At 33.0% G+C, this 23,291-nt stretch carries 18 protein-coding genes and 1 pseudogene; 11 read left to right on the top strand and 8 right to left on the bottom strand.

The window, feature by feature from the left end:
- The first annotated feature begins 10 nt into the window (after positions 1-10).
- From LQ688_RS05825 to LQ688_RS05810, 4 genes and pseudogenes are all read left to right on the top strand, one after another.
- A complete protein-coding gene (locus LQ688_RS05825) occupies positions 11-2,059 on the top strand; it encodes a hydantoinase/oxoprolinase family protein (RefSeq protein ID WP_064211374.1) in 2,049 nt (682 codons plus the stop codon).
- Entirely contained in the window at positions 2,049-3,722 is a 1,674-nt protein-coding gene (locus LQ688_RS05820) for a hydantoinase B/oxoprolinase family protein (protein ID WP_147640704.1), read from the top strand. Before LQ688_RS05825 ends, LQ688_RS05820 begins: the two co-directional genes overlap by 11 nt.
- Before the next feature lie 20 nt (positions 3,723-3,742).
- The gene (locus LQ688_RS05815) at positions 3,743-5,056 is read left to right on the top strand and encodes a cytosine permease (protein ID WP_239752671.1); all 1,314 of its coding nucleotides are present in this window, start codon (positions 3,743-3,745) and stop codon (positions 5,054-5,056) included.
- A gap of 50 nt (positions 5,057-5,106) precedes the next feature.
- Positions 5,107-5,574: pseudogene (locus LQ688_RS05810) on the top strand (MFS transporter); the annotation flags it as partial.
- A 340-nt stretch (positions 5,575-5,914) separates the two neighbouring features.
- Here the strand turns inward: LQ688_RS05810 and trhO are convergent.
- Complete coding sequence (gene trhO / locus LQ688_RS05805) at positions 5,915-6,862, bottom strand: oxygen-dependent tRNA uridine(34) hydroxylase TrhO (protein ID WP_016999734.1); 948 nt, start codon at positions 6,860-6,862, stop codon at positions 5,915-5,917.
- Between the two features lie 374 nt (positions 6,863-7,236).
- Between trhO and LQ688_RS05800 the strand changes: the two genes are divergently transcribed.
- From LQ688_RS05800 to LQ688_RS05790, 3 genes are all read left to right on the top strand, one after another.
- Positions 7,237-7,725 (top strand): type II 3-dehydroquinate dehydratase, encoded by a 489-nt coding sequence (locus LQ688_RS05800; RefSeq protein WP_239703740.1) that lies wholly within the window; start codon positions 7,237-7,239, stop codon positions 7,723-7,725.
- Positions 7,726-7,909: 184 nt separating this feature from the next.
- Positions 7,910-8,365 (top strand): MarR family transcriptional regulator, encoded by a 456-nt coding sequence (locus LQ688_RS05795; RefSeq protein WP_239724337.1) that lies wholly within the window; start codon positions 7,910-7,912, stop codon positions 8,363-8,365.
- Between the two features lie 24 nt (positions 8,366-8,389).
- Entirely contained in the window at positions 8,390-8,863 is a 474-nt protein-coding gene (locus LQ688_RS05790) for a peptide-methionine (S)-S-oxide reductase (protein WP_064204409.1), read from the top strand.
- 70 nt (positions 8,864-8,933) lie between these two features.
- Here LQ688_RS05790 and LQ688_RS05785 read toward each other — a convergent pair whose 3' ends face one another.
- From LQ688_RS05785 to fni, 5 genes are all read right to left on the bottom strand, one after another.
- Positions 8,934-10,010, bottom strand: a complete 1,077-nt coding sequence (locus LQ688_RS05785; protein ID WP_064204410.1) for a phosphomevalonate kinase — start codon at positions 10,008-10,010, stop codon at positions 8,934-8,936.
- A gap of 12 nt (positions 10,011-10,022) precedes the next feature.
- Positions 10,023-11,006, bottom strand: a complete 984-nt coding sequence (mvaD, locus tag LQ688_RS05780) for a diphosphomevalonate decarboxylase (protein WP_194200394.1) — start codon at positions 11,004-11,006, stop codon at positions 10,023-10,025.
- 5 nt (positions 11,007-11,011) lie between these two features.
- The gene (gene mvk / locus LQ688_RS05775; protein WP_016999723.1) at positions 11,012-11,935 is read right to left on the bottom strand and encodes a mevalonate kinase; all 924 of its coding nucleotides are present in this window, start codon (positions 11,933-11,935) and stop codon (positions 11,012-11,014) included.
- 114 nt (positions 11,936-12,049) lie between these two features.
- A complete protein-coding gene (locus LQ688_RS05770) occupies positions 12,050-13,024 on the bottom strand; it encodes an SMP-30/gluconolactonase/LRE family protein (protein WP_064204412.1) in 975 nt (324 codons plus the stop codon).
- A 311-nt stretch (positions 13,025-13,335) separates the two neighbouring features.
- Positions 13,336-14,391: a type 2 isopentenyl-diphosphate Delta-isomerase gene (gene fni, locus LQ688_RS05765; RefSeq protein ID WP_239724333.1), complete on the bottom strand. Its 1,056-nt coding sequence runs from the start codon at positions 14,389-14,391 to the stop codon at positions 13,336-13,338.
- A 229-nt stretch (positions 14,392-14,620) separates the two neighbouring features.
- Between fni and LQ688_RS05760 the strand changes: the two genes are divergently transcribed.
- Complete coding sequence (locus tag LQ688_RS05760) at positions 14,621-15,508, top strand: osmoprotectant ABC transporter substrate-binding protein (RefSeq protein ID WP_194200397.1); 888 nt, start codon at positions 14,621-14,623, stop codon at positions 15,506-15,508.
- Positions 15,509-16,015: 507 nt separating this feature from the next.
- Here the strand turns inward: LQ688_RS05760 and LQ688_RS05755 are convergent.
- Entirely contained in the window at positions 16,016-17,260 is a 1,245-nt protein-coding gene (locus tag LQ688_RS05755) for a Glu/Leu/Phe/Val family dehydrogenase (protein ID WP_194200398.1), read from the bottom strand.
- 538 nt (positions 17,261-17,798) lie between these two features.
- Between LQ688_RS05755 and LQ688_RS05750 the strand changes: the two genes are divergently transcribed.
- The 3 genes from LQ688_RS05750 (at position 17,799) to LQ688_RS05740 (ending at position 20,538) form a co-directional block, all read left to right on the top strand.
- The gene (locus LQ688_RS05750; protein WP_239752670.1) at positions 17,799-18,209 is read left to right on the top strand and encodes a CPBP family glutamic-type intramembrane protease; all 411 of its coding nucleotides are present in this window, start codon (positions 17,799-17,801) and stop codon (positions 18,207-18,209) included.
- A 94-nt stretch (positions 18,210-18,303) separates the two neighbouring features.
- A complete protein-coding gene (locus LQ688_RS05745; RefSeq protein ID WP_016999717.1) occupies positions 18,304-19,227 on the top strand; it encodes an AEC family transporter in 924 nt (307 codons plus the stop codon).
- A gap of 156 nt (positions 19,228-19,383) precedes the next feature.
- Positions 19,384-20,538: an FAD/NAD(P)-binding protein gene (locus LQ688_RS05740; protein WP_239752668.1), complete on the top strand. Its 1,155-nt coding sequence runs from the start codon at positions 19,384-19,386 to the stop codon at positions 20,536-20,538.
- A gap of 526 nt (positions 20,539-21,064) precedes the next feature.
- Here the strand turns inward: LQ688_RS05740 and LQ688_RS05735 are convergent.
- Complete coding sequence (locus tag LQ688_RS05735; RefSeq protein ID WP_135032007.1) at positions 21,065-23,014, bottom strand: PTS fructose transporter subunit IIABC; 1,950 nt, start codon at positions 23,012-23,014, stop codon at positions 21,065-21,067.
- Positions 23,015-23,291 lie beyond the last annotated feature (277 nt).

The raw sequence follows: 23,291 nt of genomic DNA, 5'->3' as shown, positions 1-23,291 counted from the left end.
GAGAATGGAAATGAGAGTTGCAACAGATATTGGCGGTACTTTTACAGATTTGGTTGCATTAGATAACGATGGAAATATTATCGTAGGTAAAGCAGATACAACTCCTAAAAATTTTGAGGCTGGGATATTCAATGTGCTTGAACAAGCTAAAATTAATTTAAAAGACATTGACATGTTTATTCATGGAACAACTATTGTTATTAATGCTTTAACTGAAAAGAAAGGTGTTAAAACTGGTCTTATAACGACTAAAGGTTTTAGAGATGTGTTAGAAATTGCACGTGGTAATAGACCAGATTTATTTAATGTTAGATATAAAAAACCAACTCCAATTGTTGAAAGGCATCTTCGCCGTGAAGTTACGGAACGTCTGAATTATAAAGGTGAAGTTATACAAGAGTTGAATGTTGAGGAAATTGATGAAATTATTCATTATTTTAAGGAAGAAAATGTTGAAGTTATAGCTATTTCATTATTACATAGTTATCTAAATAATGAACATGAAAAGAAAATAGCTCAGTATATTAATAAAAAATACCCTGAATTTTTAACTACTTATTCTACTGAATTGAATAATGAATGGAGAGAATACGAACGTACCTCTACAGCGGTGTTGAATGCTTATGTTAAACCAATTGCTAATGAGTATTTATCTAATTTAGAGAAAAATATTATAGAGAATAGTTCAAGTAGCAGAAATTATGTAATGCAATCAAACGGTGGAACAAGCACTTTTGATCACGCTAAAATAGCGCCCATAAATATGGTAGAGTCTGGTCCAGTTTCAGGTATATTTGGTGCCGCTGTGTTAGGAGAAATGATTGGAGAGAATAATTTAATTGTTTTAGATATAGGTGGTACAACAGCGAAATGTTCATTGATTGAAAACAGTAACGTTAAAGTTACAACTGATTATCATTTGGAAAGAACGAATAATTATGCTGGTTACCCTATGAAAGTACCTGTAGTAGATATTGTTGAAATTGGAAATGGTGGAGGATCTATAGCTTGGTTTGATGAAGGTGGATCTATTAAAGTTGGCCCGAAATCTGCTGGAGCTGAACCTGGACCGATAGCATATGGAAAAGGTGGAATAGAACCAACTACTACTGATGCAAACTTGTTATTAGGAAGGTTAAATATTTCTAATTTTGATACAGATACTAAAATTGAAGAGGTCAAAAAACAATTTCACGAATCAATTACTGATCATTTGGATGTAGAACTAGATGAAGCAGCTATGGGAATTGTTAAAATAGCGAATTCAAACATGCTAAATGCATTAAAGTTAATATCTGTTAGAAAGGGTTATGATCCACGTGATTTCACGATGGTTGCTATAGGTGGAGGAGGACCTATGCATTCTCAAGACTTAGCTCGTGAATTAGGCGTGAAGAAAGTAATAGTTCCCTCTACTTCAAGTGTGTTTGCTTCATGGGGGATGTTAATGTCTGATTTAAGACATGATTATGCTCAAACACATCTTACTAATACTAAAGATTTAAATTACAAAGAAATTAACAATAAATTTGTGGAATTAGTTGATGAAGCAGTTAGTACTTTGAAAAATGAAGATGTAAATAATCAACAAATAGTAGTTACAAAGTTAATGGACTTGAGATATGAAGGGCAAGACCATCCTGTAGAAGTAACAGTGCCATTTGATAAAGTGGATGAAAATAATCTTAATGATATAATCCAAGCATTTCATAAAAAGCACGAACAATTATATACTTATGCACTTGAGGAAAATGGAACTGAAATAGTGAATTTAAAAGTTAGTGTAATAGGTAAAATTGAAAAACCAACAATTAAAGAGATTACTGTACCCAAAGGAGATTCAGTGAAAGAGGAGCGTCAAGTCTACTTTGAGAATGAGGGATGGAAAAAGGTAAAAGTTTATGATAGAGATTATTTAGCAATCGGAGAAAAAATTGAAGGTCCAGCAATTATTGAAGAAAAGTCTACAACAATACCGATTAACTCTAAAGATGCAGTCACTAAAGATTCATATGGAAACTTGATTATTCATATTGGAGGAGATAATTATGAGTTATAAAACTGATCCATTCACATATGAAGTGATAAAAGATTCTTTAATTTCTACTGGTGAAGAAATGTTCATAGCTTTAGCAAGAACTTCAATGAGTCCAATTATATACGAGGTGTTAGATTACGCATGTGGTTTAACTAATAAAAAAGGAGAGCTTGTAACACTTGGTAATGGCGTTACAGGTTTTATAGGTATGTTATCTTTCATGGTAAAAGAAACCTTGAAAACGTATGGAGATGACATTAATGAAGGAGATGTATTTTTAATTAATGATCCATACGAAGGCGGAGGTTCACATTTGTGTGATGTAGGACTTGTTTTACCAATTTTCCAAGATGGTGAACTGGTTGCATTTGTTGCTAATAAAGCACATTGGACAGAAGTAGGTGGAAAAGATACAGGTTCAATGTCTACTAATTCTACTGATGTATATCAAGAGGGACTTCAATTTCCATGCGTGAAATTATATGACAAAGGTGCAGAAAACAAGGCGTTAGTTAAAGTGATTGAATCAAATGTTCGTTTTCCTGAGTTATCAATTGGTGACATGAGAGCGCAAATTGCTTCGCTTAAAACAGGTGAAAAACGTATTCAAGGTTTATGTAAAAAATATACAACGCAATCTATTCTTGAAAGTATGGAGCGATTTTTGGATCAAGGTGAAAAATCTACATTAAATGAAATATCAAAATTACCTCAAGGAATTTATGAAATTGATGAATTAATTGATGATGATGGTATTTCAGATGAACAAATACCAATTAAATTAAAATTAACTATCACAAAAGATGAATTTATTTGTGATTTTAGAGGGTCCTCTAAACAAGTACAAGGTCCAATTAATAGTTCTTATACAGGACTAGTATCGGCAGTTAGGACAATCTTTTTAGCAATTACAAATCCATCCCAAGAAGTAAATGATGGAGCTTTTAGACCATTAAAAATTATTACAGATAAAGGTTCAATCATTTCAGCTCAACGTCCTGCACCAGTTTCTATGTATTGGGAGTCTATGCTATATGGCTCAGAAACAATTTGGAAAGCATTAGCACCAGTTATTCCTGACAGATTAACGGCGGGTCATTTACTGTCTGTATGTGTTGTAATAATGGGAGGAAAACATCCAGATAAAGATGGAAACTTCCTCATTGTTGAACCATCCGTAGGGGGATGGGGTGCTTCTAATAGTTTTGATGGAGATACTGGTCAATTTTGTGTGTCAGATGGAGAAACATTCAATGTACCTGTTGAAATTGCAGAAAATACTTATGGCGTCCAAGTGGAAGAATATAGTATGAGAACAGATGGTAGAGGTGCAGGTGAGTATCGAGGAGGTCCTGGTGTTATTCGAACTTATAAAGCATTAACTGATGGACAATTCTTTACAGGTAGTTTTGGGCATCATAAACAAAACACTTGGGGAGCTGATGGTGGACATGAAGGATCAAATAATGAATTTTTAATAGAGAAATCAAATGGTGAATTAGATGGGCCATTTGGTAAGTATAATCAGTATCCATTAAATAAAGGAGATAAAGTAATATTAAGAACAGCAACCGGTGGAGGGTTTGGCGATCCACATAAAAGAGCTAAAAAGTTGATAGAAAAAGATATCAAAAATGAATATATAACTCTGCAGCAAGCAAAAGAAATTTACAATTATAAATAAGTCATTAATGGAGGGAATCTATGAGTGAAAATAATAGTTTTTCTAAAGCGGATAATCCTTTAGAAAGTGTTCCAAAGTCTCAACGACAACATTGGTCCACTCCTGCAGTCATTTTTGGAGGTTTAGAGTTTACAATACCTGTTCTTATGGTAGGAGCTTCATTAGCGGGATCGTTTAAATTGATTCATGTTGTATGGATTACACTGTTGGCAATGGTTGTATTTCAGTGGATAGGAAATACCATTAGCGGATATATAGGTGCTAAAACAGGAAGACCATCGTCAGTCATAGCAAAGAATAGTTTTGGTGATGTACAAGCAAGGTTAATAGCAGGTGGAACTATATTTATAGTCTCTTTAGGGTGGTGGGCTTTACAAACAGCAGTAGCTGGTAACGCTATATCAGCAATGTTTGGTGTCAATTACCAAAAAGATTGGTTTCTTTGGGCAATTATTACGATTATAGCAGGCCTATTATTTGCCATCCCTTCAATTATTGGCTATCAATCAATGAAGTGGACGGATTACATTGCTGTACCTGCAGGTTTATTATTAGTTATAGGAGGTATATACTTTGCACTAAGCAATACAGGGTTACATAATCTATTAAGCTGGCAACCAAAGCCTCAAATGACAGTGATGGCTGCAATTAGTTTAATAATTGGTGTAAACGTATCGCAATGGGTCATAGCAGCAGACTATACAAGGTACGCAAAGCCTACTTGGAAAGATAATATTTTAATACCATTAGGTATAGTAGCTGTCGGTGTCCCCTTGTTTATAGTTGGGGCGGTAATGTCAGTAGGTGTTGGTGACCCTGATATAGTACAAGTAATGATGGGGTTAGGTTTTCCTGTTTGGGGATTTTTAATCTTATGGTTCGCTACATGGACAAGTCAACTTGTGAATAATTACAGTATGGGATTGGCGTTTGCAAATTTACTTAATGTTAACTCACATAAAGGTAGACAATTATTAACTTTATTAGGTACATTAATAGCTATAGCAATTGCAATAGCAGGAATTTTGCATTATTTCACGGACTTTTTAAATTTCACAGCTATTGTTTATCCTGCTATCGCTGGAGTTATGTTTATTGATTTTTTTGCTATTCGTAATCGAGAATGGGAAAGTATTAATCGCTGGAATATCATAGCTACAATAGCCATGATAATAGGTATGCTTGTTGGTTATTACACTCAATATATCCATCAAATGGGTTTACCGGCAATTCAATCTTTAGTCGTTACGATGATTGCATATTACATTTTAATGCGTATAAAAGCTTCAGTTAAACCGGATGCTTTTACACCTGAAAAGTGGAAGAAGTCTTAAAAATATATTGATATATTAATTAAAATAAATGCTTATATACTCATGTATTTACAGTCCAATATGGATTTGCTAATGCAGGTATATACTTGACGATCCAAGCAATTGCTGTTGTGTTATCAAGATTTTATTTAAGAAAATTTATACAATCTGATGGATTGTGGCATCCAAAGTTTATGTTAAAAGTATTAGGTATTCTAATGTTAGCAGCTATCATTGTTGCTTTTGGACTATACATATACATAGGAGTATTTTATGGTAGTGCAATCTTAATCGGTATTGCCCAGGCAATGATTTATCCAACTTTAACATCATACTTAAGTTTCGACTTACCACGAGCAGGTAGAAATATGTTGTTAGGCTTATTTATCGCTTGTGCCGACTTAGGTGTATCGTTAGGTGGTGCTATGATGGGTTCAATATCTGATTTAGTAGGCTTTAAATGGATGTATTTAATATGTGGCATGCTCGTCTTAATAATAATGGTTTATAGTAGTAGGAATAGAAAAGCAGCATATTAAATGATAATAAAACGGAACAGCCCGAGACAATGATTGACGTCCCGGACTGTTTTGTTTGTGTTAATAAAGTAGCAAATCTTGCAAAACGAGGTGCACGAGCAACATAACAATCTCCTTATTGACACGTTTAGTAAGAAAAGGCAACAAGACCATCGTTATTGACACGTTTGATGAGAAAAGGCAACAAGGCTACTCTTATTGACACGTTTAGTGAGAATAGTCAACAAGACCATCGTTATTGACAGAAGAACGTACAACATAAGTTTCCAGTCTATTACTGCCAATACAAAGAAAGAGTTCGAGACATTAACCAATGTCCCGAACTCTTTATCATTATATTTTAAACTAGTTCTTTAAAGTTTTCTAAGCGCTTTTCTTTTTCTTCGTCGCTAATGTTATGTGCTTTAACATAGCGGTTGTTTTCTTTGCTTGCACATTCGTGTGAGCATGCGCCAAGATATTTCGCTTCATTTTCTTCTGTAACTAAGAATTGTCTGTTACATTCTGGATTGCTACAGTTGATGTATCTTTCGCAAGGTGTACCATCGAACCATTCTTTTCCGACTACTGTTTTTTCTACTTGGTTTACGTCTACGCTAATACGCTCATCGAATACGTACATTTTTCCGTCCCAATATTCGCCTTTAGTTTCTGGATCTTTACCGTAAGTAGCGATGCCACCCTCTAATTGTGCAACATCTTCAAATCCTTCTTTTAATAGGAAACCTGAGAATTTTTCACAACGAATACCGCCTGTACAGTACGTGACAATTTTTTTGTCCATGAATTTTTCTTTATTCTCTTTAATCCAGTCTGGTAAGTCTCTGAATCTTGTGATGTTAGGACGAATTGCGCCACGGAAATGACCTAAGTCATATTCATAGTCATTTCTTGCATCAATTACTATTGTGTCGTCAGATAATAAAGCTTCTTTAAATTCTTTTGGTGATAAATATTCACCAGTTAATTGTTTAGGGTTAACGTCTTCTTCTAAGTCTAATGCAACAATTTCTGGTCTAGGACGAACGTGCATTTTTTTGAAAGTATGCCCTTCAGCTTCATCTATTTTAAATACGATATCTTTGAAGCGTTCATCAGCTTTCATATGTTCCATGTATTGATCAGTTGCTTCTTTAGTACCTGATAAAGTCCCGTTAATACCTTCGTTTGCAACTAAAATACGGCCTTTCAATTCTAAGTCTTTACAAAAATCTAAATGCTCTGCTGAAAAAGTTTCAGGGTCATCGATTGTTGTGTATTTATAAAATAATAATACTCTGTAATCCATTTTCATTCTCCTCTTATATTTTAAATAGTATTATGTGTAAAATTTTTAAGTGTTTATAATTTGTAGTTGTCCCTTTTAAATGAGGGCATATTTTATCCTCATTATATTGTATCAAAAAAGTTGCATATTTCAATTGTTTAATTTTGTAAAATGTTGTGAAAGGAGTTTTATTGTAATGATTTATAAGTTGTTCTACAATAATTTTGTGTACTTATGTGTAAATTAACAAATAAAATCACTTATAAAAGGAGGGATACAGTGAGAGATTTAGTTCATATGATAAGTAAGTATTTTTCCAGTTTGATGACATTACATACTGAACGATTGAATTTGAAAAAAGTATTAGACAAGGTTTGTTAATTGCTGTTCCCATCTTGATTGGTTATTTATTAGGTAGAACAGATTTAGGATTACTTGTAGCAACAGGAACATTAGCTCATATATATGCGATTAAAGGGACGTTCAAGTCGAAAGTACAAATTGTACTCGTATCTGCAATATTGCTATCTATTTGTATGTTTTTAGGTACTTTGACAGTTGGTAACCAACTTCTATTTGGTATATTGCTCGTCCTGATTTCGACTTTGGTCTTTTATGTTTTTGTTTCTTTAAAAATACCAGGACCAGCTTCTACATTTTATATTGTGCTATTTGCATTACCTATGAATTTACCGATAGAGCCAAGTGATGCATTAGCCATATTAGAATGTCCAGTTGTAGAAATTCATATGTCTAATATTCATTCACGTGAATCATTTAGACATCATTCAGTCTTTGCAGATATCGTTACAGGTCAAATGACTGGATTCGGAGTGGAAAGTTATTTACTTGGTTTAAGAGCTGCTTATTCAGCTATAAAATAATATGTAAGTTGAAGAGGTTAAGGTGCCCATGTTGTTGATATTATTTCACACATGTGAGGTTCTTTAACCTCTTTTTTCTATATTTTAATGGTGTTTAACCAAATGTTTAGGTATTTATAGTAAAATAAAAATAAGATATACAAAACATTGGAATGGAAAATGATAATCAAGGAGTTTTTGCAATATGGAGAATCGACAAGTACAGAGCATATATGTCAATCTTATAAAAGCTTCTCAAAACGTCCAAAAGGGGCTTTTTGAAATATGTAGAGAAGAAAATATTAAAGTTAATGATTTTTTAGTATTAGGAGCTTTATATCAATGGGGCGCACAATCTATCTTATCAATTAGTAAAAACGTATTAATTAAAAGTGGCAGTATGACCTATATTATTGATGAGCTTGAGAAGAAAGAATTGATTTATCGAACGCCATCTAAAGAAGATAGACGTGTTATTTTAATTGATTTAACAGAAGAAGGCTATAAACAAGCAGAAAAATTGTATAACGCTGAATTAGAAATGTTCGCTCGTATGTTTGAAAAAACGAGTAAAAAGACTTTAGATAATGCACCTAGCGAATTGAGAGAATTAAGAGATGTTTCAGATGCGTTCGTTGAGGAAAATGGATTTAAATACTAATTTTTAATTAAGAAAGGATTAGTTATGGAAACTGTATATATAGCAGGTGGTTGTCTATGGGGCGTAGAAGCTTTCTTTAAAACTTTGCCAGGTGTCATAGATACAGAAGCTGGTAGAGCGAATGGAGAGAGTCATACATTAGAGGGTCCGTATGATGGTTATGCTGAATGTGTGAAAGTTATTTATAATCCTGAAATTGTATCTATTAATGATTTAATGCATTATTTATTTGAAATTATTGATCCATATAGTGTTAATAAACAAGGGCAAGATGAAGGATTAAAGTATAGAACAGGTCTATATAGTACTGAACAAGCACATCTAGAAGAAGCTAGAGCGTTTATAAGTAGTCGAGATGATGCCAGTCAAATAGCTGTAGAAATTAAGTTATTAACTAACTACATAAAAAGCGCTCCAGAACATCAAGATAGATTAACTAAATACCCAAACGACTACTGTCATATACCTAAGGCATTGTTAAAAAAGTATCAAAATTAATATAAAACGCCACATAAAAAATGAATTTATTTCATTTTTTATGTGGCGTTTTTAGTTTTAAAAACTTTAGTTATTGTCCGTGATATATATTAAATAATAACGGTTTGATACAATTTTTTGTCCATTCGTCGTATATTTTTTGTTTGTTAATATTATTTTCTACTATTGTAATACCGCAATCTCCACCGCCAGCGCCAGACGTTTTACTTGCGCCACCAAATTTCTCACCAATATCACATAGTTTCTTAAGGTGTGTTGTTTCTATATCAATTGTAGCAAGTGAATCTAATTTTTGGATGATTTTTCGATTTTGTCGAATCATCTCCTGCACGCCTTGTATATAATTTGTCTTAAATGAATGGATGAGCTGTTCTACATACATTTGAGATTTTTCTAAAAATTGACTGTAGAATATAGGATCTGCTTTTAAACGTTTCACTTCACTTACTAAGTGGTGTGAAGAAGCGGGCGACCCAGTCCAACCGATTAATACTTCCATACGTTCAGGGGCTTGTAACGGTTCTATATGAAGGCCAGGCCAATTTTTCTTAAGTACTTCATTGACTGATGTAGCTTCGATTTGTTCTTTTACCCATACATGATCAAAAGTACTATAAACTAACCAACCTGTGTATACACTGACGGCGATATCACCACAAGAACTTAAACTTTGTAATTTCATGTTTGCGATAACAGCGAGTTTATAAATGTATAGATTAGATAATTGTAAGTTATAAAATTCATTCAAAGCTTTGACTACAGAGACTAATACAGCAGCACTTGATCCAATTCCATATTTATGACCATTTGCATCGTCTAAATTACTATCAATTGTAATATTGAATGGTCTCATTGGTATATTGAAACTTTTCGCGTATTGTTCAAAGACTTCGATTGCTTGTGTAATATATTTTAATTGTTCAGCAGCATCAGTATCTGAAACAATAATATTATCTTCAGCTCTTATAAATGTTACAGGCTCATGATGCAAGGTTTTGGAATGTATTAACCCTGTATTTCCATTTGTATCTTCTATTGTGGCTGTAACAAAACGATCTACTGCTATTAGTACGGATTTGTATCCAGGTTCAGTCACTGCGTATTCTCCAGCAATGTATAATTTTCCTGGGGCTTTCACTTGAATCATTTTATCTCTTCCTTATTCTAAAATTTCAATTCCTGTGTGCGTGATATCACTCGCAATTACTTGTTCTTCTTTAAAATGTTGAAGTAATGCATTTAAAATGTATTGCTGATTTTTCTTCTCTGTTAGAATTTTCACATTCGGCCCCGCGTCCATTGTAAAGTAACAAGGGTATCCGGCTTCGCGACATTGGTGAACAATTTCCATCACGAGATAACTATCAGGTACTAAATATGTGAAAGGCGGCTGAGCACCTAAATTGGTAGCATGCATGCGTAAACCATTTTCTTCTATAACTTCACCTAAATGTTTAAAGTCTTTGTTGTTAATTGCTTCTTTTACAGATTGAATATCTTCATCAACATGATCTAACCAATATTGATAAAAGCGGGAAGTTTGTCTTGTATGAGACATACCAGAACGGCTAGAAACCTTCTTAGATTTATCATTAATTACGACAAAAACCATAGAGAGTTCATTTTCCCAGTCATTTGCATCGATAGCGTGAGCATAAGACGTTTCATCATCATGTCCCTTTTCCCATTCTGCAAATCCACCAAAAATACTTCTAGATGCTGAGCCTGAACCTCTACGAGCTAGTCTAGATAAATCTTTCTTAGACATGTTTAATTGTAAGGCTTCATTACATGCTGCCGATAATGCTGCATATGCGCTTGCTGACGAAGCAAGTCCAGCGGCTGTTGGTACATAATTTATACTTTCAATATATGCATACATGGAGGTTTGGCTTCGTTCTCTAACGAGGTCCATAAAGCGGTAAATTTTATTAGCTTCGTCATCACTCACTTCTTCTCCATTCAATATTAATGTATCTTTAGTATATTCTGGATTGAAAGTGACTTTCGTATCCGTGTAAAAACGGTCTAGTGTGACCGATAAACTATTATTCATTGGAAGAATTAAATCTTCGTCTGCTTTACCCCAATATTTTATTAAAGCAATATTAGTATGGGCACGCGCTTTACCACAGTTGTTCAATCTGATTAACCTCCTAAATATTCAATCCAAGTATGATGTGCACCAAATTCAAGAGCACTGGCTGATATTTTTTCAGCAGTTTCAAGATCTTGAGCTAATACAATCATACTGCCTCCACGACCACCGCCAGTTAATTTCCCAGCAATAGCACCTTGATTTTGACTTAATTCAAGAAGTGCTTCTATTTGATCATGACTAACAGTAAGTTTGCGTAAGTTTTCTTGAGAAAGCTTAAAAATATGCGCTAATTGATTGAAGTCATTATTGTTGATTGCTTGATTCGCTTCGTGCACAAGCACGCCAATATGTTCTACATATTGCATATATTCTTGACTATTATCACATAAACGGTGAACATCTTCTACTGCCTTTTTAGTAGAACCTCTTACACCAGTATCAATTACAACCATATATCCTTCTATAGCTAAAGGTTTTAAAGTCGTTACTTCACCTTGTTGGAACCATACGGGCTTATTCGAAACAATGGTTTGTGTGTCTATACCACTAGGTTTACCATGTGCAATTTTTTCTGCCCAATTTGCTTCTTCAATGAGTTTTTCATCAGAAAGAGGCTTGTTTAAATAATTATAACTTGCTCTTATAAAAGCTATTGCCATCGCTGCACTAGAACCTAGACCTCTAGACGGCGGTAAGTTTGTTTCAAATGTAACATTAATAGGTTGGGGTATTTCATATTTATTAATGAAACGGGTTACAACTAATTTAATATGTTCAGGTGCTTCATCTAGAAACCCTTCGTATACATCACTATTAATAAAAGAACGTTCATTTTCTTTCAATGATGTTATCGTTGCTTTAACTACACCAGATTTAAAGGGAATAGCAATTGCAGGTTGTCCAAATGTTACAGCGTGTTCTCCTATTAAAATAACTTTCCCATTTGCTTCCCCGTATCCTGTTTGTGTCATACTTCAATCACCTTTAGCACTTTCAAATTTTTTTCATTTTTAATAACACTTTACCATTATAAAACTACTGTCAAATATATTCAAAGACCTTACCTTAAAATTTCCATTTATTCATTAATGAAATTGGTAACTATTATGACCTTTTGCAAATCCTTTTGCTGTAAACAACCAAGAATCTCCGCCACTTTCAATATCATTAGCACAAATGATTAATTGGTTTGTACCAGGAATAAAGGCAGGGTGGGTAGACCTTAACATGTGACCTTCGTCACGTCCGGGCATTAAAATTTGTCCAATTGGATAGCCTCGCTTATTAAATACAAGCACTCTACCTTGACCGTACATTGCTACGTAAAGATTGTCGTCACTATCAATACAGCATGAGTCCGGACCTTCGTGACCCGTAAAGTGATAAGGTATAGAAGCACCAAATGGCTCAATTGTTACACCATCTTCTTCTAATGAAATGCGATGTAATCTATTGGCATTCGTTTCAGTAACCCATAGTACACGTTCATCTGTACTTAAAGCTATGCCATTAGCGACAGAAATATTTTGAATGATTGGTGTGATTGATTGATGATCGGGCGATACATAATATACGCCACCCAGAGGATTTGTTGAATAACCCCTAAAATCAGTGAAGTAAAATCCGCCTTTACTATCAAATACTAAATCATCTACACAATATTCAGTGTCTATATCTGAAACTATACTTTGAGGGTTTTTGCCATCAGAGTCAACTGAAATAATGCCGCCGGAATCTTTAAAATTCCCTAAATAACATAAATATAAACGACCATCTTTATGAATTTTTACAGCAGCAGGGTTTGTTTTTTCAGATTGAAAGACTGTATTTACTTTCTTCTCGGGTAAATCAACGCGAAATATTTTTCCACCAAAAACTTCACACAAAAATAAATTATGGTCTCTGTCGAAACATAAACCTTCAAGTTGAAGTCCTTCGTCTGAAATTTTTAACCATGGTTCAGCTGTAACTGTTTGTAAATTTTGTTCACCTGAAAGGAGTGGTACTGCACTTTTAGAAGCTTCTGTATAGTAAAGAGTTGGAATTTCTTTATGAGTCATAACACATTCTCCTTTATCGTTATATTATTCATTTAAATCTATGTAAATAATAAAAGATATCTTCTATATATGCCTTTTATATTATCACTTAATATCATATATTAAAAATTAAAAAAGATGTTGAAATATTACTTATAAACAATATGTATACATAGGTAATATATAAAGGTTTAGAAAACAAAATTTAAAGATAAATGTTTATATATATAAGAAAAAACTCCTAAAGTTATTTGATGTCGAACTTTAGGAGTGTACTTCATAGTTTGGTTTATATAGCAAAGGAACAACTCATAATTATGTCCCTGATATGTTTATTTTAACTTATCATTAATGGACTTTGTACGTTGATCAACGTAACTTTGTAAATCTGGAGAAAATACGTAGTCTATTGCTTTTAAATCAGATATTTTCGAGGCATTTAGTAAATTCGCAATGATATACATTTGTTCCATAAATTGCTTCATGTTATCAATTGTATGTTCTAATCCAAATTCATCTAGTTGTTTAAGGACGTAGCCTGATAATCCGACCGCTTCTGCTCCTAATACTAAACACTTTATAGCATCGAGAGGATTTTTAACGCCACCGCTAGCTAATACATGAATGTCTGTCGCCAATAATTTTGCTTCTATTAGACTTTGTACGGTACTTTGTCCCCACATATTTAAAAATGCCATGTCTTTTAAAGGACGTCTTTGATTCTCGATATCTGCAAAGTTTGTTCCACCTCTACCACTCACATCAACATATTGGATACCGATATTTTTAACTTTTTGAATAGTTTCAGCGCTCATACCAAAACCAACCTCTTTAATGATAACGGGTACGCTTATATGTTCTTTAATCTCTTTTATATTTGTTAACCAGTGTTCAAATTCAGTATCACCTTCAGGCATAATAAGCTCTTGAGGTGCATTAACATGAATTTGTAATGCATCAGCTTGTAAGAGGTCGATAGACTTTTGCGCATTTTTATAGCCAATATCGGCACCAACGTTACTAAAAATAATACCGTCTGGATTTTCTTCTCTTACAACTGTAAAGCTATATTCGGCATTTGGGTCTTTCAACGCTGAATGAGTAGAACCAACAGCCATAGGAATTTGACAAGCCTTCGCAATTTGAGCGAGTTGTTTGTTGATGAGTGCAGCACGCTCGCTACCGCCAGTCATCGCATTTATATAAACAGGATGTTTAAAAGTAAAATGAGAGAGCTTAACAGATAAATCTATTTGATTTTTGTTAATTGAAGGAATGGATTGATGAATTAGCTGAACCTTATCAAAATCAGTTCCCGTTGCTTGATAAGTATCTAAAGCTAATTGTATATGTTCATTCTTTCTAATGCTTCTTAATGAGTCGTCCATTCATTTATCCTCCATGCATCTATATGTTAAATGTTTTATTTTTATCTCATTCATATTATATCAGTTGTCATATTGAATATAAACTAAACAATATAATAATGGGCAGTCTTTAACCGGTCCACTATGTAGGCTATAAAACAAAATTAATTATTTGTGATAATATAATATTATATAAATATAAAACTTATGGAGGAGAAAAGTTATTAAACTAAGAAAATTTACTTTAATTATGATTTGTACACTATTATTAAGCGGTTGTACATTGCCTGGTATAGGTGGTGCTTCACCTCAAACTGTGAAAATTACAGCACTTGCGACAAGTGAGTCTCAAATTATGGCACATATGATTCGACTGCAAATTGAGCATGATACTGATGGGGAAGTTAAACCTGTTATTGTAAATAACCTCGGGTCTGCTGTTATTGAGCATAATGCAATCATGAATGATGACGCTCAAATTTCTGCTACAAGATATACGGGTACAGATTTAGTCGGTGCATTAGATTCTGATCCTATTACAGATACTAAAAAAGCAGAAAAAGCGGTTAAAGCTGGTTTTCAAAATAAATTTAATCAAACATTTTTCGACTCTTACGGATTTGAAAATACTTTTGCTTTTACTGTGACGAAAGAAACAGCAGAAAAATACAATTTGAAAAAAGTATCAGATTTAGAGAAACATAAAGATAAATTGAGAGTAGCAAGTGATGCTACATGGATTAAACGTGAAGGTGATGGTTATCCAGCATTCGCAAAAGCTTACGGATTTGAATTTAAAAATATACGCACAATGCAGATTGGACTCGTATATGATGCATTGAAGAATAAAAGCATCGATGCAGCACTTGGTTATACGACAGATGGAAGAATTGCAGCATATGATTTAGTGACATTAGAAGATGATCGTCATTTCTTCCCACCATATGATGCAAGTCCTTTAGCAACAAATGAGTATTTGAAGAAGAATCCAAAAGCTAAAAAGTCTATCGAAAAGTTAATTGGCAAAGTGTCTACTGAAAAAATGCAAGAACTAAATTATAGAGCAGATGGTAAAAAAGAAGAACCAGCCGTTATAGCGGAAAAGTTCTTAAAGAAGCATAATTATTTTGAGCAGTAACAAAACGGTAGATGACGAAGCGAATAAAAAATTAAATTAATGATAATAAGCTGAGACATTTATTAGTGTTTCAGCTTTATTATTGAATTAGAAAGAAATAAGAGGCATGTATGAGTTAATGACTCAGGAATCCAATAAGAGAGTGTTTACTTGGATTAAAGAGTTAGAAAATCCAATAAGAAGGTGTGTAGTTGGATTAATGAGATAAAAAATCCAATAAGGATGCGTGTACTTGGATTATTGTTGTAGTTAATCCAATAAGAGGGTGTGTAGTTGGATTAATGAGATAGAAAATCCAATAAGGATGCGTGTACTTGGATTATTGTTGTAGTTAATCCAATAAGAGTGCGTGTACTTGGATTAATGTCATAGAAAATCCAATAAGGGTGTGTGTACTTGGATTATTGTCTTAGAAGATCCAATAAAAACCCCTCACTATAAGCGATAGTGAGGGGTTTAATAGTTCATTTAAAAATATATTAAGCTTAGTTGTATCAACTGTTTATCTTACGCCCAACCTCTGAAACGTGTTGCTTCTGCTGTTCTTCTAACACCAACAACATAAGCTGATAAACGCATATCTAAATTTCTATTTTGTGAAATTTCGTATACTTTACCAAACGCTTCTACTAGTTTCTCTCTTAATAGTCGATTGACTTCTTCTTCAGTCCAATATAAGCCATCATTGTTCTGTACCCACTCAAAGTAAGAAACAGTAACACCACCAGCACTTGCTAGAACGTCAGGGATTAATAAAACATCCTTTTCTGTTAAGATGCGCGTTGCTTCTTGTGTAGTAGGTCCGTTAGCAGCTTCTGCTACAATTTTCGCTTTAATTTTTGGTGCGTTGTCTGCTGTGATTTGGTTTGCTAAAGCAGCTGGTACTAAAATATCACAATCAATTTCGAAAAGTTCTTCGTTTGTAATAAGATCATCGAACAGTGGTGTAATACGACCGTGTTCTTTTCTAAGTTCTAGTAAATGATCAATATCTAAGCCATCTGGATTGTATAAAGCACCACGACTTTCAGATATACATACAATTTTAGCGCCTTTATCGTGAAGAATTTTAGCAATAAAGCTACCTGCGTTACCAAAACCTTGAATAACAACACGTGAATCTTCTATATTAATATTCTTACGTTTGGCCGCTTCTTCAATAGTGATGACTGCACCTAATGCAGTTGCTTGTTCACGTCCTAATGAACCACCTAAACTAAGTGGTTTACCTGTAATAAAGTTTGGCGCGTTTACTTTATTCATTAAACTATACTCATCCATCATCCAAGACATAGTTTGTGCATCTGTATACACATCAGGTGCAGGGATGTCTTTTGTAGGTCCGACGATTTGAGAAATTGCTCTAACATAACCGCGTGATAAACGTTCCACCTCAGTCTTACTCATATCATGAGGGTCACATTGGATGGCACCTTTACCACCACCGTACGGTAAATTAACAATGCCGCATTTTAATGTCATCCACATAGATAAAGCTTTAACTTCATTTTCATCTACATCTGGATGGAAACGAATACCGCCTTTTGTAGGTCCAACTGAATCATTATGTTGAGAACGATAGCCTGTAAAAGTTTTTACTGAACCGTCGTCCATTCTAACTGGTATACGAACTTTAAAGAATCTCATTGGCTCTTTGATTAATTCATAAAGGCCATCATCGTAACCTAATTTATGTAATGCCTCTTTTACAATACTCTGTGTAGAAGTTACTAAATTACTATTTTCATTCATAGTTGACTCTCCTATTCTCTGTCTAGAAAAAACATACTAAAGTAAATAATAATACGAATAAAAAAATAATTCAATATAATTAACTGAATTTACAAAAAACTCTAAAAAGTTATTTAATAAATAGTATATTGGAAATTTAATAAAAAAGCGAATTAGATTATGAAAAAAGACTCATCTTACAAAAGAAATATAAGTAACTTTATTATAATATTTCTTCATTATTAGTATCGAAAAAGTATCGATATGTTTTAATTGGTATTTAATGGAAAGTGGTGTTATAATATGAATTAGCTGTTATTAATATAATGAGTATAATAACTATCTAGTGTATAAGAGGCGCCTGTATAAGCGGGCGTCTCTTTTTTATTTGTGATTTTAAAAAACTTTTGCTTATGACGTAACGTCATAAACTATACTTGTCTTAAATTTCGACAAGGAGTGTTATAAATGAAAATCAATCTAAAACCATTGCTAGTCTATGTTTCAATTATTATTTTAAGTTTGTTAGTTAGTTGGCCTTTGTTTAGGTATGGGGAATTTGGTTTTTAATAGTGCCCCAGAAGATATGATTGTAGAAAAAGCTTCTTTTATTAATTTACTTGGCGGGATATCTTACGGAGGTATAATAGAAGAACTTATCACGAGATTCGGGTTAATGACGTTTATAACATTTATGTTAATTAAGATTTTTAAAAGAAAAACAACTTTCATTTATATAATAAGTATCATATTATCAGCAGTGATATTTTCTTTAGGTCATCTTCCTTCAGCATTAGTAGGAATAGATGAACATTATTTTATAATCATTGTTAAAGTTATTACTCTTAATACATTTGCAGGAACAGTTTATGGTTTTCTTTATTATAAATACTATTTAGAAAGTGCCATGCTCGCACACGTTTTTACACATATGACAATGCAAACTTTATATTTATTTTCATTTAAGTAAATATACTTTTAAAATGAAATTTCTTTTAATAAGTTTACATTATACTAATTAAGAATGATATTATGGATTTAATGTGTTTTAAAGGGGTGTTCGGATGGCTGAAATGATTTTTATTTTAAAGAGTGTCTTATTGCCTATTTTTATTATGATTTCATTGGGGTATGTTTTACAGAAACGATTTAAATTGGATTTAAGTACATTAGCTAAATTAAATATAAATGTATTTGTTCCAGGATTTATTTTTGTTAAATTTTATAAAACAAGTTTGGCACTAGACATGCTTTTTTACGTTATGGTTTTCTTCATTATATATGTAGCCTTATTATATGTGGCTGCGTATTCCATTTCTAAAGTTCAAAATCTCGATAAAGCTAAAGCGACAACGCTTAATAATAGTGTTCTCTTTTTCAACTCTGGGAATTATGGGGCACCTGTTAATGATTTAGTCTTTAAAAGTGATCCGGTCGCGATGTCTGCACAAGTTATTGTCTTAACGATGCAAAATATTTTTACATTTACATATGGTGTGTTTGCGATTCAATCTGTTCAAATTGGTAAACTAAAAGCATTGTTAAATTATTTTAAAATGCCTATCATTTACGCGTTAGTTTTAGCAGTTATTTTAAATTATAACGATGTTGCTGTTCCGGATTTTATTTGGACTACTGTGAGTTATCTTTCAGATGCAATGATTGCAATTGCACTTATATTATTAGGTGCTCAAATTGCTAATATTAAATTTAGTTTTAAGTGGACATCTTCTTATATTTATATCTTTATTAGACTTATTATAGGACCTTTAATTGCTTTAGCCATTATTAAAGTTATGGGAATCGATGGTGTTGTAGGTCAAACGCTATTTATCGCCTCTGCAATGCCGACTTCAGTTAACAGTTCAGTTATCGCACAAGAATATGATAATTATCCTGAACTCGCTGCAGAATTGGTCTTCTTATCAACGTTATTCAGTGCTATCACTGTTGTAATCGTTATATATTTATCACATATGATTTTTTAAAATAGAATATTGAAGATGAGTCCGAGACATAAAGAATAGTCTCGGACTTTTTCGTTATTCTGAAAATCATTTGCAAATTGCTTATATAATAAGGTATTATATAAATCATAATCGTTACGATTTAAAGGTAATTATAAAAGGAATAAAGGTGATAATATGAAATGGACCATTGTTGGCGGAGGTATACATGCGATAACAATTGCACTTAAATTGAAGACTTTAGGTTTAAATAACAAAGATTTAAAAATTATAGATCCTCACGATGTCTTTTGTCATCAATTTGATAAACGTACAAATGATATCAGTATGCCGTTCTTAAGATCTCCGATTGTACATCATGTTCATCCAAATCCTTTTCATATAAAACAATATTATAAGAAGCATGATTATGCAGGAGGTGTGTACGGTCAATATAAAAGGCCACAACGTGAAATGTTCATGCATCATATTTATGAGCTAATAGAACATTACAATTTAACTGAATGTCATATTAAAGATTCAGCAGTCGATATAAAGAAAACTGAAGAAACTTGGTTAATTAGACTAGAGAGCTGTGAAGCAATAAATTCAGATGTAGTTGTTATAGCATCAGGATGTAATCATCAGCCTAAAATACCTAGTATGTATAAAGGACAAGAAGATATACAACACATATTTGAAGAAACAGATATTCAATACAAATCAACGTCTCATGTTATAGGTAGTGGTATTTCAGCTGCTCATTTAACCTTAAAATTGATTTATAATGATGAGGATAAACATGTACATTTATGGACGAACAAACCGCTTGAAGTTCATGATTTTGATGCCGATCCAGGTTGGTTGGGCCCTAAAAACATGACGGAATTTTCGAAAGTAAATTGTGCTAATAAAAAGATGGATATCATATTAAAAGAAAGACATAAAGGTTCAATGCCTAGAGAGTTATACCTTAGACTAAAAAGGTATATTAAAATGGGTAGGTTAACAATACATGAGAATGAAATTGAACAAATTAAAAAGCATCATATCCATACTAAAGACGGAACAAATATATATTATGACCATATTTTATTAGCTACAGGATTCGATAATACATTATTAACTCAACCTATACTAAACACATTGATTCATGAATATAAAGCACCATTAAATGAATGCGGATATCCTGAAATTTCTAAAAATCTAGAATGGTTACCAAATTTATTTGTTTCAGGCGGACTTGCTGATTTAGAGTTAGGACCATTTGCTAGAAATATAATGGGTGGAAGAGAAGCGGCTAAAAAAATCGGAGAAAAATATTCAGAAATAAAAGAGCTCGTAAAGAATTAAAAATATTTAAGATTTTCAAAATGTATGCTCAGGTTATGAATCGAGTTAATAGTCTTTTACGTAGACTATCTATCTAAACGTTAGCCTTTTTAAGAACATAGAGACTACTAATTTCATAAAATATAATAAGAGTTCTAGATATTAATCCTAGACTCTTATTTTTATTTGCAATATTCTTAATAAAAATGGAAATATGTGGACCGTTATTGACACGTTTGGTGAGAAGTGGCAATAAGATTAACAGAAAACAGTCTTGGAATATTTATATGTCGATATTAAAATGTACATACTTATAAACTCAAAAGTATATGTATTAAATTATCATTACCATTACAGTGCTAAAGTGCTTGTTTACGAACTATAGCCTGCCGTTAAAACCGACTAATTTCCTTATATATAATAAGAGCCTGGGACATAATCAATGTCTCAGGCTCTTTTATTATATTGGCAGTAGCTGGCAGGATTGCCGGGGTAGGACTATGATATCTGTATAGGAAAATTAATTTTCTGTCTTAATCCTTTATTTTTATATTTCTTGTAATATATTATAAATTTCTTGATTATCTTTTGCTTCTATTAAACTATTACGGATGTCATCATTCATTAAAGCACGTGATAAACGTTGTAATAATTTTAAGTGTGTATCATCACTATCGCTTGGAACAGCAATTAAGAAGACTAATTTTGGTAATGTGCCATCTAAACTTTCCCAATCTACACCATGCTTGTTATTTAATACAGCTACAACAGGTTGTTTTACTGCTGATGATTTACCATGTGGAATGGCTACGTTCATACCTATTGCCGTTGTAGATTGTGATTCTCTTTCTAATACTGCTGAAAGTAAACTTTGTTCATCATCAATGTAGTCGTGAGATTTTAATTGAGTTATTAAGTTTTCTATTACTTGATCTCTCGTCATTGATTCATCAGATAAAGAAATAATATTTTTATCAAACACGTTCATTTCATCATTACTATCTTCAGTCGATTCATTCGTATGAGTCGTGTTTTGTTCTTGACTAAATTCATTTGTACTGCCACTTGTGTCGGCAACACCAGCTGTTTCTGTAGCTAAATTATCAGGTTTTTTCAACATTAAAGCAGCGGTCATAGTTACAAGACTACCTACAATAACTGCTATAAAGAACCATAATATTTGTTCGATTCCACCAAGCACTGCAACGATTGGTCCACCATGAGCCACTTTATCACCAACGCCCCCAATTGCGGCGATAGCAGCAGCTACCATTGCACCAATCATATTTGAAGGGATAATACGTAACGGGTCTTGAGCAGCAAATGGTATTGCGCCTTCTGTAATACCGAATAATCCCATTGTAAATGAAGCTTTACCCATTTCGATTTCACTTTTGTTGAATTTACGTCTGTTTACAAATGTTGCTAAACCTAAACCAATAGGTGGAGTACATACCGCAACAGCAACCATACCCATAACAGCATAGTTACCTTCAGCAATCAGCGCTGAACCAAATAAGAATGCTACTTTGTTTACTGGACCACCCATATCAAATGCAATCATAGCACCTATAATCAGGGCTAGTAGAACTATATTTGCGCCTTGCATGCCTTTTAACCAAGAAGTTAATCCTTCAAATATACTCGCAATAGGTGCGCCTATTAAGAATATAAATATGAGTCCAACAATAAAGGATGAAATAATTGGAATAATAATGATAGGCATAATTGGTGCCATCGCTTTAGGAACTTTGATGTTTTTAATCCATTTTGCTATATAACCAGCGATGAAACCAGCAATAATACCACCTATAAAACCAGCACCAGCTTCACTTCCATAAAAACTACCGTCAGCTGCAATAGCCCCACCAATCATACCAGGGACTAAACCAGGTTTATCAGCAATACTATAGGCGATATAACCAGCGAGAATAGGGACCATGAAACTAAATGATAAAGTACCTATATCTTCAACTGATTTCCAAAATGAGCCGTCAGGGATTTTTAAACCACCTGGAGTCGTTTCACCACCGATAGTTAAAGATATAGCGATAAGAAGACCCCCAACAACAATAAATGGGACCATGAAGGAAACACCATTCATTAAATGTTGATAGACCATTTGAAGACCACTTTTATTGTTGTCGTCTTCGTCATATTCTTCATGTTCATCACGATTTACATGATGTACATGTGCATCTTTATCAATAATACGTTGAATGAGACCTTGTGGATTATGAATACCTTCTCTAACATTTTCGTTGATTAATAATTTACCATCAAACCTTGATAAATCAACCTGTCTATCAGCAGCAATAATAATACCGTCAGCTTCTTTAATCTCCTTCGCTGTAAGGACATTCTCAGCGCCGACACCACCTTGCGTCTCGACTTTAATGTCTACACCCATGTCCTTAGCAGCTTGCTCTAATTTTTCTTGAGCCATATAAGTATGCGCTATCCCGTTAGGACAAGATGTTATAGCCAATATCTTCATATTTACATCTCCCTTTGTTTCCTTTTAAATTAAATATGTTTAAATATTTCATATTCAATATAATTTTAATCATTAATTTTCTATTTAACAAGCTAAGTTAATAAATATATAAATTTATATTTGTGAAATTTGAAAATATAAAAAGTAGTGTTATTCAATCACCATAAACAAAATATAAGTAATAAGGGTATATAAATATTATACTGAGTATATAGAGGTAATGTGCAAACTACTTAACAAACTGCACATAGTCAAGCGGCTACAAAAGGAGAGATAA

The sequence above is a fragment of the Mammaliicoccus sp. J-M40 genome (assembly GCF_022386395.1).
GTDB classification, from domain to species: Bacteria; Bacillota; Bacilli; order Staphylococcales; family Staphylococcaceae; genus Mammaliicoccus; species Mammaliicoccus lentus.
The sequence above is the reverse complement of the archived record's forward strand: the minus strand, read 5'-3'. Positions and strand labels throughout refer to the sequence as shown.

Coding starts and splice junctions, on each gene's coding strand:
- LQ688_RS05825 (WP_064211374.1), top strand. CDS start 11: ATGAGAGTTGCAACAGATATTGGCGGTACTTTTACAGATTTGGTTGCA.
- LQ688_RS05820 (WP_147640704.1), top strand. CDS start 2,049: ATGAGTTATAAAACTGATCCATTCACATATGAAGTGATAAAAGATTCT.
- LQ688_RS05815 (WP_239752671.1), top strand. CDS start 3,743: ATGAGTGAAAATAATAGTTTTTCTAAAGCGGATAATCCTTTAGAAAGT.
- trhO (WP_016999734.1), bottom strand. CDS start 6,862: ATGGATTACAGAGTATTATTATTTTATAAATACACAACAATCGATGAC.
- LQ688_RS05795 (WP_239724337.1), top strand. CDS start 7,910: ATGGAGAATCGACAAGTACAGAGCATATATGTCAATCTTATAAAAGCT.
- LQ688_RS05790 (WP_064204409.1), top strand. CDS start 8,390: ATGGAAACTGTATATATAGCAGGTGGTTGTCTATGGGGCGTAGAAGCT.
- LQ688_RS05785 (WP_064204410.1), bottom strand. CDS start 10,010: ATGATTCAAGTGAAAGCCCCAGGAAAATTATACATTGCTGGAGAATAC.
- mvk (WP_016999723.1), bottom strand. CDS start 11,935: ATGACACAAACAGGATACGGGGAAGCAAATGGGAAAGTTATTTTAATA.
- LQ688_RS05770 (WP_064204412.1), bottom strand. CDS start 13,024: ATGACTCATAAAGAAATTCCAACTCTTTACTATACAGAAGCTTCTAAA.
- fni (WP_239724333.1), bottom strand. CDS start 14,391: ATGGACGACTCATTAAGAAGCATTAGAAAGAATGAACATATACAATTA.
- LQ688_RS05760 (WP_194200397.1), top strand. CDS start 14,621: ATGATTTGTACACTATTATTAAGCGGTTGTACATTGCCTGGTATAGGT.
- LQ688_RS05755 (WP_194200398.1), bottom strand. CDS start 17,260: ATGAATGAAAATAGTAATTTAGTAACTTCTACACAGAGTATTGTAAAA.
- LQ688_RS05745 (WP_016999717.1), top strand. CDS start 18,304: ATGGCTGAAATGATTTTTATTTTAAAGAGTGTCTTATTGCCTATTTTT.
- LQ688_RS05740 (WP_239752668.1), top strand. CDS start 19,384: ATGAAATGGACCATTGTTGGCGGAGGTATACATGCGATAACAATTGCA.
- LQ688_RS05735 (WP_135032007.1), bottom strand. CDS start 23,014: ATGAAGATATTGGCTATAACATCTTGTCCTAACGGGATAGCGCATACT.